Genomic DNA, 17,350 nt, shown 5'->3' on the forward strand with positions numbered 1-17,350 from the left:
ATAATGTGCACTTGTCGCTGCACTCCTGGCAGCGCTCGTCAGGCCGCGGCGTCCTGCTGCAACCCCACACGAGCCCAGACACCGGATTTTCCGGTAGCGCCGTCGTGCAGCACTCTCCCTCTCACAGTCTTTGGTAACGGTAACCGGCATGGTGGCATTGGCGACGGAGCACGTAATCGACGTGCACCACTGGAACGACAGTCTTTTCAGCTTCCGCACGACGCGTGACCCGGGTTTTCGCTTCGACAGCGGTCATTTCGTGATGATCGGCCTGGAGGTCGAAGGGCGCCCGCTGATGCGCGCATATTCGATCGCGAGCGCACATTACGAAGAGCATCTGGAGTTCTTCAGCATCAAGGTGCCCAACGGCCCGCTGACCTCGCGCCTGCAACATCTGAAACCGGGCGACCCGGTCATTGTCAGTCGCAAGCCGACCGGCACCCTGGTGCTCAACGATCTCAAGCCCGGCAAGCATCTGTATCTGCTTGGCACGGGTACCGGGCTGGCGCCATTCCTGAGCATCATCCGCGACCCGGAAACCTACGAGCGTTTCGACAAGATCGTGCTGGCGCACGGCGTGCGCCATATCGACGACCTCGCCTATGCCGATTATCTCGAGCGCGAACTGCCGCAGCACGATTACCTGGGTGAGCTGGTCCGCGAAAAGCTGATCTATTACCCCACGGTCACGCGCGAAGCGTTTCGCAACCGCGGGCGCATTACCGATGCGATCGCCGATGGCGTCATGAGCACCGTCACCGGTCTGCCGTCGCTCAATCCCGAAACCGACCGCGTCATGCTGTGCGGCAGCCCCGCCATGCTGGACGACATCTGCGCCCTGCTCGATGGCCGTGGTTTTCAAGCCTCGCCGCGCACGCGCGAACCGGGCGACTACGTGATCGAACGCGCTTTCGTCGAGAAGTAATGCAACAAGGCCCGCCACTCCCGGCGGGCCTTTTGCTATCGCCTGCTACCACACACGATAGATCTGGCCGTTCTCCACGCCTTCGACACTACGCTGATAAGCCAACGCCGCACGCGCGGCCGGCACCGGTTCGAAGCCGGCGAAATACGGACCATAACCTTCCCATGACTCGGTCAAGACGCTTGGGCTGACCACGTTGATGCGCTGGCCGCGCGGCAGCTCGCAGGCAGCCGATTGCACAAACCCCTCGATCGCGCGATTGGTGGTCATCATTGCCACGCCCTGCCGGATCGGCTGCTGCGCGACGATGCCGCTGGTCAGCGTGAACGAACCGCCATCGCGCAAATAACGCTGGCCGGCCAGCACCACGTTGACCTGTCCCATCAGCTTGTCGCCAAGGCCAAGCTGGACCTGCGCCGGCGTCATCTCGCCCAACGGCCCGACATGCACGCCACCGGCGGTCATCACCACCGCATCCAGCGGGCCGGCTTGCTCGAACATAGCCTGGACGCTGGACGGATCTTTCGCATCCACCTTCAACTCGCCGGAATTGCGCCCGGCGCGCAGCACTTCATGATGGTCGGCGAAAAGGGCAGTAACGGCACGGCCGATCGTGCCAGTTGCGCCGATGATCAGAATACGCATGGTGGGTTCCTTTGAGTGTCTGGGAATAGCCCAGTGTCCCGCCATTTCGCCAGTTGATAAACAGCGCTAGGATTACAACATTACGAACCATCAGGTTTCGAATCATGGACAAACTCGCCAACATGGCCATGTTCGTGCGCGTAGTCGACACCGGGAGCTTCGCGGCGGCGGCTAGCGAGGCGGGGGTCTCGGCAACCATGGCAGGCAAACACATCCGCAGCATCGAACAACGCCTGGGCGCGCGGCTTCTGCATCGAACGACACGACGCCAGCAACTGACCGAGGTCGGCAGGCTCTACTACGAGCGTTGCAAGCAGGTACTGGCGGATATCGAGCTGGCCGAAGCCAGCGCATCGGAACTCCAGGCAACGCCACGCGGCGTACTGCGCATGACCGCTCCGCTCACCTTCGGCAGCCGCCGTCTGGTGCCGGCGCTGACCGAGTACCTGGAACAGCATCCTGAAGTGAGCATCGAGCTATCGCTGGATAACCGCGTCTACGACATGGTCAGCGAGGGCTTCGAATTGGCGCTGCGTATTGGCGATGTCACCGACGACACGCTGGTAGCGCGGCCGATGCAGCCCTTTCGCATGTTGCTTGCTGCAACGCCGACGTATCTCGCACGATACGGCACACCGAAAACGCCTGCTGATTTGAGCGCGCACAACTGCATCAGTCTGAGCAGTTGGTCTCCGCGCGATCGCTGGCGACTGATCGGACCCAAAGGCGAGATCGAAGTCCCTGTCAAAGGCCGTTTCGCCGCAAACAATGGCGAAGCCTTGCGCGTTGCCGCGCTGGCGCACGCAGGCATCATCCTGCAACCGGAAGTGCTGCTCGGCGAAGATCTTGAAGCGGGCCGTCTGATTAACGTGCTGCCCGACTGGGGTTCGCGCCCGATGCCGATGAATCTGTTGTATCCGCCGGATCGACGGCCGACGGCAAAGCTGCGCAGCGTGATTGAGTTTTTAGTGGCGCAGTTTCCGCCTGAAGAATAGGAACGAGTGGAGTGCAATAAGCAACGAGTGAGAGCACGAGACTCAACTTCCCGCCCTATTCCCTCCCATCCGTCATTCCGGCGCAGGCCGGAATCCATGCCTCGGCGTTTCCGCTTGCGAAACGTTGCCTGACGAGCGAGAGACTGAGGAGTGGATTCCGGCCTGCGCCGAAACGACGAAAAAGGAAACACTACGCACACCGAAGTGCGAATCAATCCCGCACCCGCCCCTTCCCTTCGTTATCCCAATACCCAAACACCCGCCGCGCGATCAACTTGTACAAACGCTTTCCGGTAGCCCGCCACAAGCGCGAATGCGGCGCGGGCGTGTTCAACATGGCGATCTGGCGCGCACTCAAAGCCTCGGGACAATAAGTACGTTTGTGCTTCAGCAAATGACGCAAATCCTCTCGCGCCAACAAACGAAACAACGCACCACGCCGCCCGCGCGTCCAGGCAATCTGAAAATCCACCAGCGCCGGCCGACCATCATCGCGAACCAGCCAGTTCGGTTCTTTAGCCAGGTCGTTGTGCACGATGCCGCGACGATGCAGCACTGCCAACAAACGCAACGCACGGCGGTAGTAGTCGCGGTCGCGCGGTTGCGCCTGCTGCATCGGCAAGCCACCGATGTATCCACGCAACAGTTCCTTGCCATCCCAACCGAGCAAGGCAGGCACGCCATCGATACCTGCCAGCTTGCTCAGCGCACGCGCCTCACGCGCTGCCGCACGACGCGCGAACCAGCGCGCCCACCAGCGCGCAGCGGCGACGTCGCGACGGATCATGCGGATGCCGTCGCGCTCGGTGATTTCGATACGACCGAGCTCGTCAGCCTTAAGTAATATTGTTTTGGGCACGCGGATAGGCACTTCTATAGCATCACGCCCGGTACACTCGGCACCGGGTCGCCAAGGGCTATTGTGGCCGATCCGTACGGCATCACGCCACGAAACAGGTACAAGGAATTCCCCGCTTGAGCTATATGGATATCGCGCTCTATGTATTGTCCGCCGTACTGGTCCTGATCGGCCTGGCCGGCACCATCCTGCCTGCGCTGCCGGGTATTCCGCTGATCTTCGGTGGACTGTGGCTGGCCGCCGGGGTGGATCGATACCAGCATGTCGGAGCCTGGTCGCTGGGCATCATCGCCGTGCTGGGTGCTATCGGCTTTATCGTGGATTTCGTCGCCACCGCACTGGGCGCCAAACGCGTGGGCGCAAGCAAACTGGCGATATGGGGCGCCGCGATCGGCACGCTGGTTGGGATCTTTTTCGGTATTCCAGGACTGGTGCTCGGGCCTTTTATCGGCGCCGTGGCGGGCGAGCTGATGTCCGGCACCAGCGTGTTGCGTTCGACCCATGTCGGCATCGCCACCTGGCTTGGCCTCCTTTTCGGGACCATCGTGAAGCTGGTGATCTCGCTGATGATGGTCGGCCTGTTTGCCTTCGCCTGGTGGATCGCCTAGCTCCAACGGCACAGGCGGATTCCCCTCCCCCACCGTAGTCTCGCTCGCACCTTATAGGGAGCTTCTTATGTCCAAACGACTCGCAGCCGTCATCGCGGCCACGTTATTGAGCGCCGGCGCAGCGCATGCGCAGACCGCCTCGCAGGCTTGGGTGGAGCGCAGCAATGCCGATGCGCAAGTACTCCTCCAGGCCATCTCGCGTTTCAGCCCGGAGTTCGCCTCGCAGGTGGGGCTACCCGGCTACGACGACAAAGCGGCCGATCTGGGCCCTGACATCGATGCACGCTCGCGCCAGGCGCTGGTCGAGGCAAAGACGAAGCTCGAAGGCATGCTTGCCGGCGAGAAGGACACCAACGTGCGCCAGGATCTGCAGATCATGATCAAGGCGGCCGGCGATCAGATCGAAGGCATCGATCTCAATCACAAATACCTGTTGCCATACCAGGACGTCAGCAACCTGATCTTCGGCGGCGAGTTCGCGCTGCTGAAAGACGATGTACCGGCCGAGCGCCGCGCCAAGGCCGTGACGCGCCTGGAATGCTATGTCGGCAAGGCGCCGGGCTGCACAGCGCTGGCCGATCAGGCCAAGGCACTGATGGCTGCGAGCCTCAAGGACAAAGCCCTGCTGGGCCCCTACAAAGGCGATGTCGAGCAAAAGCTCGCCAACAGCGCGCGTTATACCCAGGGCATCCACCAACTGTTCCAGAAATACAAACTCGACGGCACGCCCGAAGCCAAGGCCGCGCTCGCTGCACTCGATCAGCAGATGAAAAGCTACGACGCCTGGGTACGCAGCACGGTGTTGCCACGCGCGCGCACCGATTTCCGCCTGCCCGAAGCGCTATACGCGTACAACCTGCGGCAAGTCGGTATCGATATTGCGCCGGAAGAACTGATCAAGCAGGCACAGCTCGAATTTGTCGAACTGCGTAGCTGGATGCGCACGCTGGCACCCGAAGTCGCCAAGGCCGAAGGCATTCAAAGCACCGACTATCGCGACGTGCTCAAGGCATTGAAGAAAGAACAGCTGGGCAAGAACGATGTCGAGCCGTGGTATCACGAAGTGATCGGCAAGATCGAAGACACGATCCGCCGCGAAAACATCGTGACCCTGCCGCAACGCAAGATGCAGATGCGCCTGGCATCGGAAGCCGAAGCCGCCGCAGTACCCGCACCGCACATGGACCCGCCGCCGTTCATCAACAATCACGGCGAGCAAGGCACCTTCGTACTGACCATGGGCAACCCTGCCGCCAACGGCGACAAGAGCCAGGCCTACGACGACTTCACCTTCAAGGCCGCTGCCTGGACCTTGACCGCGCACGAAGGTCGCCCGGGCCACGAGCTGCAATTTGCGGCGATGGTCGAACGCGGCGTGTCGCTGGCGCGCAGCCTGTTTGCCTTCAACAGCGTCAACGTCGAAGGCTGGGCGCTGTATTCCGAGTCGGAGATGCTTCAGTACGAACCGCCGGCCGGCCAGTTCGCCGCCTTGCAGGCGCGCCTGTTGCGCGCGGCGCGCGCCTATCTCGACCCGATGCTCAACCTGGGCATGATCACGCGTGAGCGTGCGCATGACGTGCTGACCCAGGACGTCGGCCTATCCGAAGCCATGGCACGCCAGGAACTCGATCGCTATACCTTCAATAGCCCGGGCCAGGCCACCGCCTATTTTTATGGCTATATGCGCCTGCAGCAGCTGCGCCTGGATACCGAACTCGTGCTCGGTTCGAAGTTCGATCGCAAGGCGTTCAACGACTTCGTCATCAACCAGGGCCTGCTGCCGCCGCAGCAACTGGCCGAGGCCGTGCGCACGCAGTTCATTCCGTCGATTCAGGGCAAGAAATAAGCCACAAGGCATGCGTACAAGAGCGGGGCTTCGGCCCCGTTCTTTTTGGCGCGCGCCTCGCGTGACGTAATTCGCACAAATTACACGCGCTTTGGCGCGAAGTAGCAGGCGCACAGGGAGCGGTCGATAAAACGGGTTCAGTGGGTTGTTGGCTCAACGCGTTGGCAGTTGCGCGTGAGTCTTTGTTTACCCCGAACACGCGACAGCAAGGAGTTTCCCATGTGCAAAGGCCTCATCCCGCTCGCTTTGTTGGCCTCGATGTTTACCCCTGCGGCATCGGCCTCGAACAGCCAGCCCTCCGTCGACGACACCGCGCACCAAGCCGCCTGCCTATCGGTACGTGACGCAGGTAATCGCGAGCCCTGCCGAGCCGCCGAAGCAAGCATTCATGTCGACGCACCCACGCAGTACTGGATCTGCTCAGTGGAAAGCATCTACTTCAGCGATTGCCTGGCGCAGCTGGCCGACGAGGTCGTACGCATCGATCCGAAGCAGCCGCCGGCCCAGGCGCTCTACCGCATCGTGGTGAAAAACCCGGCAACCGGAACGACTGAACAAGCCGATGTGCTGACCGCCGACGATGGCGAGATCAGCGACATCGTCGGTGCGACACGGTTTACCCTGGCCACCCACCGCGCGGTCGATGGATCGATCATGCTGAACTACCGCCTGGCCGGCGCGGGCCAGGCGCAGGGCTCACGCAGCTTGCGGGCGGGCGAGCAGGAGTCGGTAGCGCTGGGGTCGGAGGTGGTGACGATTTCCCGGCTTTGACCGGGGAACGCACTTAGGCGGCGTGGTCCGGCAGCACGTAGAGCAGTACCGCAAGGTAGTGCAATACGCTGCCGGCGAGCACGAAGACGTGCCATATCGTGTGGTGGTAAGGCAGCTTGCGCGCCAGGTAGAACGGCACGCCCAAGGTATACGCCACGCCGCCACCGATCAGCAACGCCAGGCCGCCTGTTTGCAATGACGCCATCAATGGCTTGAAAGCGATCAGGCCAACCCAGCCCATGGCCACATAAAGCAGCACGGCAAATTTGCGATAGCGCTTGAGCATGCCCAGCTCCAGCGCGCTACCCATGCATGCCAGCGCCCAGATGGTGCCGAACAGGCTCCAACCCCATGCGCCGGGTAAAGCCATCAGCGTGAAAGGCGTATAGGTGCCGGCAATCAGCAGGAAAATCGCGATGTGATCGAGTGTGCGCAATACACGCTTGGCACCCTCACCGGGAATCGAGTGATAGAGCGTGGACGCGGTGTACAACAAAATCAGCGTCGTCCCGAATACCGCACTGGCAACCACGGCGCGTACATCGCCATACCTGGCGGAAAACGCCACCAGGGTCGCCAACCCGGCAATGCTCAGCACAATACCGATGCCGTGGATAACGCTACTCGCCAGCTCATCGCCGAAGGCGTAGCGCGGACCGGCGGTACTGGTTGCAACAGACATGTGACCTTTCCCGTGAGTGTGCTTGAGTGACCGCCCATCCCTGGGCGGCCGTCTATCTTAACGTCGCTCGATCTTGAACGCGCCGAGCGCCACGCCCAAATCCCAACCATGGCCCGTGCCACTGAGCGCCAGCGAAACGGTGCCCTTGGTCAGCACCTGCGCGCCCGCCGACCGTTCGGCCCCGGCGTGCGCGTTAGCGTTGGCATAGCTACCGAGCAGATCGTTGATGCTGTGCACGCCGGTGAAATCGCCGCGACCGTTGGTGATCGAGCTCTTGCCGACGGTCAGCCCGCCACCCTTGGCGCTCAGCTTGACGCGCATGCTCTTGCCGTCATTGCAACGGATCGTGCCGTAGCCGTCCGCTGTCTGGTAGATCGCCGACCAGCCCTTCATCTCGAACGACATCTTGCAGGAAAGGTCCGCGGCCTGGGCCGGCAACACTACTACCCCGGCTGCGATCAGTGCCGTAGCCATAATCCATTTACGCATTTTCATTGCTGTAACTCCTTGCGACTTCCGGTCGTGCCGGACCGCTCATTGTCGCAAGAATCGGATGAACGTGTTTTTTACGGAATTTGCACGCCAGTACACCTGCCTGACCCGGAGACTGATGGTTACCGAGCATCCCCTTTCCCCCCGATGCCCGGTCATTCCTGCCCCGCTCCCTGTGCGGGGTTTTTTTTGTCCGTCCATCCGGGCGCGAAACTCTCCCGAAGCCGACGCGCGACGCGCTAAGCTGGTTCCAGCGTCGCTTATGGGAGATGTCTATGTCCGGCACCGATCTGCTGTTGTTTATGGATCACCTCGACCTGCAATGCGCAGGCGCGCGTGCCGCCCTGGCTCTGGCGCGGCGGCTGGAGGCCCGACTGGACGCACTCTATGTGGCCGATTTACCCGCTGCCGCCTTCAGCCTTCCGGAAGCCGTGCCGGTACAGCTGGAAGAAACCCGTCGCCGCTGCGCCGAAGCCGAACTGCACGGCGAGGCCTGGCGCACACTGCTCTCGTCCCAGGGTTTGACCGGCGTATGGCGTGTCGCCCAGGGCGACAGTGTGCAGACGGTTTGCCAGGCCGCCTCCGGCTACGACCTGCTGGTGATGGAACGCAGCCAGCAGCGCAGCGATGCACCGGTCGGCTTCGGCAAGGTCTCGCGCAGCGTGTTCGGCACCGGCCGCCCGGTGCTGGTGGTACCCGATACTGTCACCATCGGCGAAATCGGCGCACGCGTCCTGGTTGCCTGGAACGGCAGCCGCGAATCGGCGATTGCCCTGGCCGCTGCCGCACCGCTGCTGCGTCAGGCCGCCGAAGTGATCGTGCTCGACGGCAGCAGCATGCTTCCGGACGACGCGATTCCCGTCCTGCCGCCACCGGGGTTGGCTGACTGGCTGCAGCGCCACGGAATCCGTGCTCATATCGAAGAGTTCGATTCCGGCCCAACACATGCGGCCGGGCCCCTGCTGCTGGAAGCGGCGCACGCACGTCGGACGGACCTGATCGTCATGGGAGCCTGGAGCCGCTCCCGGTTGGCGGAGATGATGCTTGGGGGAACGACCCGGCATCTGTTTATGCATAGCGATTTGCCGATGTTGGTTGCGCATTAGGGTTTGCCGGAAAACTGATCTGCGGAGGTGGGCTTAGCGGCCAACGTTTCAAACAGCCACCTATACCGCCAACCCCATCGTCTCCCCTCTTGCGTTGGATCCCGCGGAAAGTACAGACTGGCGTCGACCGGGCGAATTCCCCAGCGACCCGTTTCCAATGCAACTTTCAGGGCCGTTATTCGTTCGGCGCCGTGCTTTCCTCTTACCTACATCAGGAGGTGGCTTTATGGTGTCTGCAGGTGTTGCCGTTGCACATCGTTCGCATCCCGATAGCGTTCGTATTACTGCGCTCAGCGCAGCTATCGCCCTCAACCTTGCTGCTTTGCTTTTAGTGCTACGACCGATGGCTCCGCAGATCGCGGAAGTTTTCCATGTGCCTGCGCAAATGCAGGTCCGCTGGATTACGGCCGAACCGCTGCCGCCGTTGCCGCCGGACGTTGTGATGCCCAAGCCGAAACCGGTTGTTGTACCCAGCATCACGCATGCACCGCCCAAGAAGGTCGAACAACCGCCGCCGGCGCAGATGCAAACTACCGAAACGAATACCAACGCCGTGCCCGCCGTCGATGGACCGCAAACATTGGAACCACCCGCTCCAACGGTGCCGGCTCAGCCGGTGGAAACATCACTCGCGTACCGCACCGCACCATTGGCTTACCCGAAAGATGGTTTGACTCATCGCCTCGAAGGCACGGTGCTATTGCGCGTGCTGGTCGATGAAACCGGCAAGCCGATCGATGTCGTCATCGAGAAAAGTAGCGGCCAGTTGTTACTCGACCGTAGTGCACGCGATCAGGTGTTGAAGAAATGGCTGTTCCAGCCGGCGGTGGTACAAGGGCAGCACGTGAAGGCCTGGGCACGCGTGCCGGTGACGTTCAACCTCAACCAGCTGTGATGTGACGTTTCAGGTGAGTGCATAAGAAAAGGCCCGGTCCGCACGAGGGCGAACCGGGCCTTTCCACGGCTAACAGAATGTCAGTGCGCTGTCGTGCTTTGTTTCGGCGCCGCGTGTGTCGAACGGGTAGCGTGCACAATCAGCCACACCGCACCGACCACGAACAACAGAGGCAGCAGGGCCGGCAACATCGCCAATATGATCAGCGGCGCGATGCAAAGCAGCACAACCGCGCCAATCACCAGGCCGAACAACGCACCGATCACGCTGAACACGCCGCCGACAATGGCGAAGGCCAGCTTGAAGACGAAACCGATGGCCGCCACGACCAGCCACAGCGTCGCTACCACCATCACCAGCATACCGATCGCGATCATCACTACTCTCCTTGCGAATGCGGCCGATTGAAGCCGTACACACCTTGGATGCCGTCATGAACTCAAGGGTTTAACTACCCACGCACCCAGATTACGACGGCCCGGCAAGGTCCACATGGTGCGAAAGTCATACCTTTATCCGCAGGAATCCGCGGTTACAGGTCTTTAACGACTGCCATGTTCCACTCCGCCCATTCCTGCAGGGTTTTTAGAGCATGGGCAAACATTCACATACCCTCAAGGCGTTGCGTGAAATCGCCTTGGAGCATGGGATCGGCGATCAGCCGGACCTCGCCACGATGGCGCGCGAACTGGGCGCTGTGATTCATCGCAACGGTGCGTTGCCGATGAACGCCGTGTCGCGCCTGAGCAAGCCACAAGGCGGGCTGGCGCGCTGGTTGCTGGCCGAGCGCAATAAACCCGGGATCAGCGTACTGGTGATGGCCTGGCCGCCGAATCATCACACGCCCGTGCACGACCATGGCGGCCTGTGGGGACTGGAGCTGGCGCTGCATGGCGCGCTCGAAGTGGAATCGTATGAACGTGACCCGGTCACCGAGAGCTTGCGCACGCTGGGCCGGGACTGGCTAGCCCCTGGCGACTCGTCCTGGTTCGACCGCGGGGAGCATCACGTGCACCGCTGCCGCAACCTCTCTCGCCATGAAACCGCCCTGACGCTTCACGTTTACGGCGGAAATCTGGCAGAGTACTTCACCTACGAGCGAGCCGAGCAAGCCGATCGTTGGCTGGCACGCCCGCAACGCGCGGTGGTGGCCGGCTCGCTGCTTGCCTGAGCTTGAGCTTTCCATCAAGCGCAAATCACAAGGAATTGCATGTTTCGACGGGTCGCCATTATCGGCGGCGGTGCAGCTGCCGCCACAGTAATCAGCGAACTGCTGGATCGTCCGTCCGCGCAATCCCTGCATCTGGATTGGTATATCGGTAGCGGTGCCACCGCACGTGGCGTGGCCTATAGCACAACCTCCGAACGTCATCTGTTGAACGTCCGTGCTGCCTCGATGAGCATGTTCACCGGGAAGCCACGCGGCTTTCTGGAATTCGCCCAACGCGGAGACAGCACCATCGCCGGCACCGACTTTCTGCCCAGGCGTCTGTACGGCGATTACCTGGAAGCGGAGGTCAAACGGGCCCTCGAGCAAGCCGCCAAGGCTGGTCACGACGTGCACGTCATGCCCTTCGACGTCGATGCGCTAGTGCCCGAGAACGATGGTGTCACCGTCATTCAAGGCGACGAGAGCCGACGCGTAGACGCAGCCATTCTCGCGATCGGCTCGCTGCCACCGCAACCGCTGAACGGCGTGAGCGATAGCGTGCTTGCCAGCGGCAACTACATCGTCGACCCGTGGCAGTTCATGGCGAACGTCAAGTCCGACACTGCCGCACGCGACATCGTGATCGTCGGCATGGGGCTGACCGCAGCCGATGTTTTGCTGGAGTTGAGTGTGCAATGGCCTAATGCACGCTTCACAGCGATATCCCGCCACGGCAAATTGCCCGAAGCACACACGCTCAATCCTTCCGCTCCGCTGGATGATGGCGGCGAACTGTTCGAATCGATGCGCGATGCGCCGGATATGCGCACCTGGATGCACCTGGTCCGCGAATCGATCGAAGGCACCAACGACTGGCGAACCGTGGTCGATGGTTTGCGGCCCCATCTACCGGGCTTGTGGCAAGAACTACCCGATGCCGAGCGCGCACGTTTTCTGCGCCACGCACGCTGGGCCTGGGAACGCGTGCGACACCGTCTACCGCCCAAAGCCGCCGACACGTTGAAAACGCTTGAACGCGAGGGTCGCCTGCAACGCCGTCAAGGACGGTTGCAGGAGGTGCAACTGGAGGGTCAGCATCTGCGCCTGGATGTAACGCCACGTGGCGTTGGCCCGGCAACCACAATCCACGCGGACCTGGTGATCCAGACTGTCGGCCTCAATACCGATGTACGCCGCACACCGCACGCACTGATCCGCCAGCTGAGCACCAACGGCCACGTGACCGCCGATCCGCTGGGTTTGGGCCTGGAAGCCGAACCCGATGGGCGCCTGCGTCACGGCAATGGCGCATGGCCCAACTTTTTCGCGATCGGCAGCATGCTGCGCGGCACGCTTTGGGAAACCACGGCGATCCCGGAAATCCGCCAGCAGGCGCGCAGCCTGGCCGAACGCATCCTGGCGCCATAAACGCGGCAGCAAGCACCGCAAGCGCATGGCCTGCGGTGCTCTTTTCGATTTAGAAGCCGCTCAACACCAGCTTGCCGGTGGTGCCGTGGCTTTCCAGTTGCGCGTGCGCCTTGCGCAAATTGGCCGCGTTGATCGTGCCCAGGTTTCCACTGATGGTGCTGCGCAGCGCGCCAGCGTCCACCAGGTCGGCAACCTCGTTCAAGATGCGATGCTGCGCCTGCATGTCCGGCGTATGGAACAGGGAACGCGTGTACATGAACTCCCAGTGCAGCGAGATACTTTTCTGCTTGAGCCTGGTCACGTCCAGCGGCGTGGAGGGATCGTCGATCAGGCCGAGCTTGCCTTGCGGCTTGAGCATCTCGACGATGGCCGCGAAATGCTGCTCGGTATGGGTCAGGCTGAGCACATAGTCCACGCCCTGCGGGGCAATCGCCTTGATCTGCGATGCCAGATCGCCGCGATGATCGACCACATGATGCGCACCCAGGCCCAGCACCCACTCGCGGCTTTCGGCGCGCGAGGCCGTGCCGATGACGGTTGCGCCGGTGAGTTTGCGCGCCAGTTGTACTGCGATCGAACCGACGCCGCCGGCTGCACCGATGATCAGTACGGCCCCTGCCGGCCGCGTACCGTCACGCGGCACGCCAAGGCGGTCGAATAACAGTTCCCATGCGGTTACCGCGGTCAACGGCAAAGCCGCAGCCTCGGCAAAATCCAGCGTGCCGGGCTTGCGACCGACGATGCGTTCGTCGACAACCTGCAACTGGGCGTTGCCGCCGGGCCGGTCGATAGCGCCGGCATAGAACACTTGGTCGCCAGGTTTGAACAGGCTGACTTCGCTCCCCACCGCGACCACTGTACCGGCCACATCCCAGCCCAATACCTTGTCGGCACCCTGCGGATCGACGCGCTGACGAATCTTGGTGTCGACCGGATTGACCGAGATCGCCTCGACCTGCACCAGCAGGTCGCGGGCCTCCGGCTTGGGCTCGGGCAGCTCGACGTCGATCAGGCTGTTGGGGTCGCTGCTGGGCAGCGAAGTACGGTAGGCCACGGCTTTCATGGGAGGCTCCAGGCTAAGGGCGAATGGGGGATGGATCGGACCCGCACACTATGAAGCTTGCCGCCTTGGCTGTGAATTGACCAAACTAGGCAAGCATCTTTTCCACCAGATTGAAGATGATCGACCTCGAAGACATGCGTCTGTTCGCTCGGGCGGTGACCGATGGCAGCCTTTCGGCCGCCGGGCGCGAGCTTGGGCTGTCGCCCGCCGTCGCCAGCAAGCGCCTGACGCGGCTGGAAAATGTGCTCGGCGTGCGGCTGCTGCAGCGGAGCTCGCGACGCCTCGCCCTGACCGCCGAAGGCAGCGTCTACTACGAGCGCTGCCTCAATATCCTGGGCGACATCGACGAAGCCAACGCCGCCGTGGGCGCGGGTCTTATGGAGGCTCGCGGCAGCCTGCACGTGTCGGCACCGCTGGATCTGGGACGGCAGTGGATCGGACCGACCGCCGCCCGCTTCGCCGCCGAGCAACCGGATTTGCGCCTGCGGCTGAGTATTTCAGACGCCACTCTCGACGTGCTCGAACATGGCATCGATGTCGCCGTACGCAGCGGCAACATGACCGATTCGCGCCTGATCTCCCGCCGCATCGCACGCAACGTAAGAGTGCTGTGCGCGTCGCCGGCCTATCTGGACCGGCGTGGCCGACCTCGCACTCTCGACGACCTGCAGCATCACGCCTGCCTGATGCTGCACCGTCCCGGCCGAGGCATCCTGCCCTGGACCTTGCAGACCGCCGATGGCCCGCGCGCGGTGCGTGTAGAGGCGGCGATCACCTGCGACAGCGGCGATCTGATGCGCGAACTGGCCATTGCCGGGCATGGCATCACGATCAAGTCGATCTGGGATATCGCCCAGGACATTCGCGAAGGCCGGCTGGTGCCTTTGCTGACCGATATCGCCATGATCGACGCGCCGATCTATGCGATCTACCCCAGCCGTCGATTTCTGCCCACGCGGATTCGGCTGTTTGTCGATTATCTTCAAACCGAGATGGAGCGCCACGAGAGCGCCGTCCTGGAAACGATGGAAGGAAAGACCCCTCATGCTTAGTACCGCGATCGGCCTGATCGTCCTGCTGTTCCACCTCGCGGGGATCGTCGCGGCAGTCAATGCAGTCATGAATACGCGCACCGCGCAGGGCGCGTTCGCCTGGGCATTGGGGTTGATCCTGCTGCCCTATATCACGCTGATTCCGTATCTGTATCTCGGTCGCAGCCGGTTTCGTGGCTACATCAACCGACATCGCGCCAGTCGCCTGCAGTCGCGTGAAGCCACCAGCCTGCTGATGGCCGCCGATGCTTCGGATGCCGCCGAGGCGATGCGTTACCAGTCGATCGCCAACCTGCTCGATACGCGCTTTTACGTTGGCCAACGCCTGCGTCTGTTGATCGATGGCGAGGCCACATTCGACGCCATCTTTGCCGCGATCGGCAAGGCGCAGCACTATGTCCTGGTGCAGTTTTTCATTTTTCACGATGACGAACTGGGCCGGCGCATGCAGGCATTGCTGCTCGAACGCGCCGCGGCTGGCGTCGAGGTCTGCGTGTTGTTCGACGGCATCGGCAGCCATGCCTTGCCCAAGCACTATGTGCAGACGTTGTGCGCGGGCGGCGTTACGATCCACGCGTTCACGACGCGCAAGAAAAGCAATCGTTTCCAACTCAATTTTCGCAATCATCGCAAGGTGGTCGTGGTGGACGGCCAAATCGGCTTCACCGGCGGGCTCAATGTCGGCGACGAATACATGGGGCTGAAACCGCCACTTGCGCCCTGGCGTGACACGCATATACAGATCGAAGGCCCAGCCGTCGCCGAATTGCAGCGTAGTTTTGCCGAAGACTGGTACTGGGTGACCGGTGAATTACCCCCCATGGCGGCACCCCAGCAGATCGAGGGATCCGCGCTCACCCTGATCGCCGCGACCGGCCCAGCCGATGCACAGGAAAGCTGTTCGCTCTACTTTGTCAGTGCGATTCATGCGGCGACTCAGCGCGTGTGGTTGACCACACCTTACTTTGTGCCTGATCAGGCCGTGATGTCCGCGCTGCGTCTGGCGGTCGCTCGCGGCGTGGACGTGCGCGTGCTGATTCCATCGCGCCCCGACCACTACGCCGTGTTCCAGGCCTCGGGCCTGTACGCACATGACGCCGTGCTGGCCGGCGTGCGGGTATTTCGTTACCAGCCCGGTTTTATTCACGAGAAGGTGATGCTGGTCGATGACGACACCGCATCGATCGGCAGCATGAATCTGGATAATCGTTCGTTTCGGCTCAACTTCGAAATCAGTTCGTTGAATATCGATCGCCACTTTGCTTCCGAGGTCGAGACGATGCTCCTTGCCGACTTTGCGCAGTCACGTGAGGTAAGCGCCGACGACTACACCAAGGCACCGTATCTGCGGCGCCTGATCATGCACGTGGCGCGGCTCTTCGACCCTGTTCTTTAGAAGGCATCCCATGACCATACGTTCCATTCTGCTGGCCTTGCTGCTGATGACATCCTCCATCACCGCCCACGCCGAGGCGTCGCATTTCGTCGAGCGCGACGTCACCGTCGCCGGCCACCATTACCGTTACCAGGTCTTTATCCCAACAGGATGGACGGCCAAACAGAGATGGCCGGTGGTGCTGTTTCTGCATGGCAGCGGCGAACGCGGCAACGACAACCAGAAGCAGATGACCCAGGGGCTGCCACCGTGGCTGCGCGAACATGGCGCCGATTTCCCCGCGGTCGTGGTGATTCCGCAAGCTCCCGACGATACGTACTGGACCGGCGACAGCGAACGCATGGCGATGCAGGCGCTACGCGACAGCGTGCGCGAGTTTCACGGCGATACGCATCGCCTGTACCTGACCGGCCTGTCGATGGGCGGCTACGGCTCATGGGAGATCGCTATCCATCATCCCGGTATCTTCGCCGCGGCGGCGATCATCTGCGGCGACATCGCGCCAGCGAGTGACGAACCCGGCCTGCAGGTCGAGGGTTTGCCGGCACAACGCGACCCCTACGGCTGGGCGGCTGACCGCATAAGTTTGCCGGTGTGGATTTTCCACGGCAGCGCCGACAACGTCGTCCCACCGGAAGGCTCACGGCGCATGTATGCCGCACTGAAGAAACGCAATGCGGATGTCCGCTTTACTGAGTTTCCGGGCGTGAACCATGGCTCCTGGATTCCCGCTTATGCCTTGCCGGAGCTGTGGCCCTGGATGTTCAGCCACCGGGTTGCCGATCCGAAGCTTTGAAGCATTGGGGGGAGCGGTCACGACTTCAGTCGCGACCGTCCGATTTGACCCCGCCCTATCAACAAATGATAATAAATCTCATTTGTAACTAGGCAGCTCGCCCCAGGATTCTCCGAGTGATCACAGCCTGCGCGCTTCTGCTCTGCCTTGCCGGCGGCACCAGCATCTATCTCGCCAGCCCACAGCAGCAATGGCGAGCCGAGCCGTGGCCGCCCATCGCGCGCTGGGCAGGTTGGCTGCTGGTCGGCATGAGTCTGGCGGCGTGGATCATCGCCGAGGGGGCTGGTGTCGGCATCACTGCCACGCTAAGCATGCTGATGCTGGTCTGGGTGCTGCTGCCCTACGTTTCATGGTGGCGTCGCACCGTTCGCAAGGCATCGGCATGATCGCCCGCTGCCTTGCCGGCGTCCTGCTCGGCTTTCCGTTGTCGGCGGCCTTGATTGCATTGCTGTACGCCCTGCCCGGTGGCCAGAGCGCGCTGATCGCGCTGCTGCTGTTGTTCTTTCCGCTGTGGATCGCGTGCATGACGGTCGCCTATTTCTTTCGCAGCGGCGCGCGCGCGTGGCTGAGCTTTGGCACGGCCAATCTTGCCGCGTTCGCCGCGTTGTGGCTGACACGTCATCTGGGTGGAGCGTGAGGCG

The 17,350-nt window shown here is 62.1% G+C and carries 20 protein-coding genes; 14 read left to right on the top strand and 6 right to left on the bottom strand.

Translation table 11 applies throughout. From position 1 onward, the window contains the following. The first annotated feature begins 148 nt into the window (after nucleotides 1-148). A complete protein-coding gene (locus ACZ6WW_RS19570; protein ID WP_281851955.1) occupies nucleotides 149-925 on the top strand; it encodes a ferredoxin--NADP reductase in 777 nt (258 codons plus the stop codon). A gap of 45 nt (nucleotides 926-970) precedes the next feature. On the opposite strand, the gene ACZ6WW_RS19575 is transcribed toward ACZ6WW_RS19570, so the two are convergent. Next, nucleotides 971-1,570 carry a short chain dehydrogenase gene (locus ACZ6WW_RS19575; RefSeq protein ID WP_465275693.1) on the bottom strand — a complete coding sequence of 200 codons (600 nt, stop codon included), beginning with the start codon at nucleotides 1,568-1,570 and terminating at the stop codon, nucleotides 971-973. Nucleotides 1,571-1,674: 104 nt separating this feature from the next. Between ACZ6WW_RS19575 and ACZ6WW_RS19580 the strand changes: the two genes are divergently transcribed. Further along, entirely contained in the window at nucleotides 1,675-2,565 is an 891-nt protein-coding gene (locus ACZ6WW_RS19580) for a LysR substrate-binding domain-containing protein (protein ID WP_465275694.1), read from the top strand. 211 nt (nucleotides 2,566-2,776) lie between these two features. Here the strand turns inward: ACZ6WW_RS19580 and ACZ6WW_RS19585 are convergent, their stop codons facing one another. Further along, nucleotides 2,777-3,352, bottom strand: a complete 576-nt coding sequence (locus ACZ6WW_RS19585) for a serine/threonine protein kinase (protein WP_465275836.1) — start codon at nucleotides 3,350-3,352, stop codon at nucleotides 2,777-2,779. A 197-nt stretch (nucleotides 3,353-3,549) separates the two neighbouring features. Between ACZ6WW_RS19585 and ACZ6WW_RS19590 the strand changes: the two genes are divergently transcribed. From ACZ6WW_RS19590 to ACZ6WW_RS19600, 3 genes are all read left to right on the top strand, one after another. Further along, nucleotides 3,550-4,032 carry a DUF456 domain-containing protein gene (locus ACZ6WW_RS19590; RefSeq protein ID WP_465275837.1) on the top strand — a complete coding sequence of 161 codons (483 nt, stop codon included), beginning with the start codon at nucleotides 3,550-3,552 and terminating at the stop codon, nucleotides 4,030-4,032. Nucleotides 4,033-4,099: 67 nt separating this feature from the next. Continuing rightward, a complete protein-coding gene (locus ACZ6WW_RS19595; RefSeq protein WP_465275695.1) occupies nucleotides 4,100-5,878 on the top strand; it encodes a DUF885 domain-containing protein in 1,779 nt (592 codons plus the stop codon). A gap of 219 nt (nucleotides 5,879-6,097) precedes the next feature. Beyond that, a complete protein-coding gene (locus ACZ6WW_RS19600; RefSeq protein WP_465275696.1) occupies nucleotides 6,098-6,649 on the top strand; it encodes a hypothetical protein in 552 nt (183 codons plus the stop codon). A 13-nt stretch (nucleotides 6,650-6,662) separates the two neighbouring features. On the opposite strand, the gene trhA is transcribed toward ACZ6WW_RS19600, so the two are convergent. Both trhA and ACZ6WW_RS19610 read right to left on the bottom strand, forming a co-directional pair. After that, nucleotides 6,663-7,331: a PAQR family membrane homeostasis protein TrhA gene (gene trhA / locus ACZ6WW_RS19605; protein WP_281851949.1), complete on the bottom strand. Its 669-nt coding sequence runs from the start codon at nucleotides 7,329-7,331 to the stop codon at nucleotides 6,663-6,665. A gap of 57 nt (nucleotides 7,332-7,388) precedes the next feature. After that, on the bottom strand, nucleotides 7,389-7,820 hold the full coding sequence (locus tag ACZ6WW_RS19610) for a hypothetical protein (RefSeq protein WP_465275838.1): 432 nt from the start codon (nucleotides 7,818-7,820) through the stop codon (nucleotides 7,389-7,391). A 278-nt stretch (nucleotides 7,821-8,098) separates the two neighbouring features. Between ACZ6WW_RS19610 and ACZ6WW_RS19615 the strand changes: the two genes are divergently transcribed. Together ACZ6WW_RS19615 and ACZ6WW_RS19620 are read left to right on the top strand one after the other, a co-directional pair. Further along, nucleotides 8,099-8,929, top strand: a complete 831-nt coding sequence (locus tag ACZ6WW_RS19615) for a universal stress protein (RefSeq protein WP_465275697.1) — start codon at nucleotides 8,099-8,101, stop codon at nucleotides 8,927-8,929. Nucleotides 8,930-9,155: 226 nt separating this feature from the next. Further along, a complete protein-coding gene (locus tag ACZ6WW_RS19620) occupies nucleotides 9,156-9,824 on the top strand; it encodes an energy transducer TonB (protein ID WP_465275698.1) in 669 nt (222 codons plus the stop codon). Nucleotides 9,825-9,904: 80 nt separating this feature from the next. Here ACZ6WW_RS19620 and ACZ6WW_RS19625 read toward each other — a convergent pair whose 3' ends face one another. Next, on the bottom strand, nucleotides 9,905-10,201 hold the full coding sequence (locus tag ACZ6WW_RS19625) for a hypothetical protein (RefSeq protein ID WP_465275699.1): 297 nt from the start codon (nucleotides 10,199-10,201) through the stop codon (nucleotides 9,905-9,907). Nucleotides 10,202-10,416: 215 nt separating this feature from the next. Here ACZ6WW_RS19625 and ACZ6WW_RS19630 point away from each other — a divergent pair, with 215 nt between their 5' ends. Both ACZ6WW_RS19630 and ACZ6WW_RS19635 read left to right on the top strand, forming a co-directional pair. Next, on the top strand, nucleotides 10,417-10,995 hold the full coding sequence (locus ACZ6WW_RS19630) for a cysteine dioxygenase (RefSeq protein WP_465275700.1): 579 nt from the start codon (nucleotides 10,417-10,419) through the stop codon (nucleotides 10,993-10,995). A 39-nt stretch (nucleotides 10,996-11,034) separates the two neighbouring features. Then, on the top strand, nucleotides 11,035-12,402 hold the full coding sequence (locus ACZ6WW_RS19635; protein WP_465275701.1) for an FAD/NAD(P)-binding protein: 1,368 nt from the start codon (nucleotides 11,035-11,037) through the stop codon (nucleotides 12,400-12,402). 49 nt (nucleotides 12,403-12,451) lie between these two features. Here the strand turns inward: ACZ6WW_RS19635 and ACZ6WW_RS19640 are convergent, their stop codons facing one another. Beyond that, the gene (locus ACZ6WW_RS19640) at nucleotides 12,452-13,465 is read right to left on the bottom strand and encodes a zinc-binding alcohol dehydrogenase family protein (protein ID WP_465275702.1); all 1,014 of its coding nucleotides are present in this window, start codon (nucleotides 13,463-13,465) and stop codon (nucleotides 12,452-12,454) included. Nucleotides 13,466-13,581: 116 nt separating this feature from the next. On the opposite strand from ACZ6WW_RS19640, the gene ACZ6WW_RS19645 reads away from it, so the two are divergent. The 5 genes from ACZ6WW_RS19645 to ACZ6WW_RS19665 all read left to right on the top strand — a co-directional run bounded on the left by ACZ6WW_RS19645 (nucleotide 13,582) and on the right by ACZ6WW_RS19665 (nucleotide 17,346). Then, nucleotides 13,582-14,517, top strand: a complete 936-nt coding sequence (locus ACZ6WW_RS19645; RefSeq protein ID WP_465275703.1) for a LysR family transcriptional regulator — start codon at nucleotides 13,582-13,584, stop codon at nucleotides 14,515-14,517. Beyond that, complete coding sequence (cls, locus tag ACZ6WW_RS19650) at nucleotides 14,510-15,913, top strand: cardiolipin synthase (protein WP_465275704.1); 1,404 nt, start codon at nucleotides 14,510-14,512, stop codon at nucleotides 15,911-15,913. The genes ACZ6WW_RS19645 and cls overlap by 8 nt, the downstream gene beginning before the upstream one ends. Before the next feature lie 10 nt (nucleotides 15,914-15,923). Continuing rightward, the gene (locus ACZ6WW_RS19655; protein WP_465275705.1) at nucleotides 15,924-16,709 is read left to right on the top strand and encodes a carboxylesterase family protein; all 786 of its coding nucleotides are present in this window, start codon (nucleotides 15,924-15,926) and stop codon (nucleotides 16,707-16,709) included. Nucleotides 16,710-16,825: 116 nt separating this feature from the next. Then, the gene (locus ACZ6WW_RS19660; RefSeq protein WP_465275706.1) at nucleotides 16,826-17,095 is read left to right on the top strand and encodes a hypothetical protein; all 270 of its coding nucleotides are present in this window, start codon (nucleotides 16,826-16,828) and stop codon (nucleotides 17,093-17,095) included. Further along, entirely contained in the window at nucleotides 17,092-17,346 is a 255-nt protein-coding gene (locus ACZ6WW_RS19665; protein WP_281851937.1) for a hypothetical protein, read from the top strand. The genes ACZ6WW_RS19660 and ACZ6WW_RS19665 overlap by 4 nt, the downstream gene beginning before the upstream one ends. Nucleotides 17,347-17,350 lie beyond the last annotated feature (4 nt).

Source organism: Dyella sp. NPDC103356, from assembly GCF_055584465.1.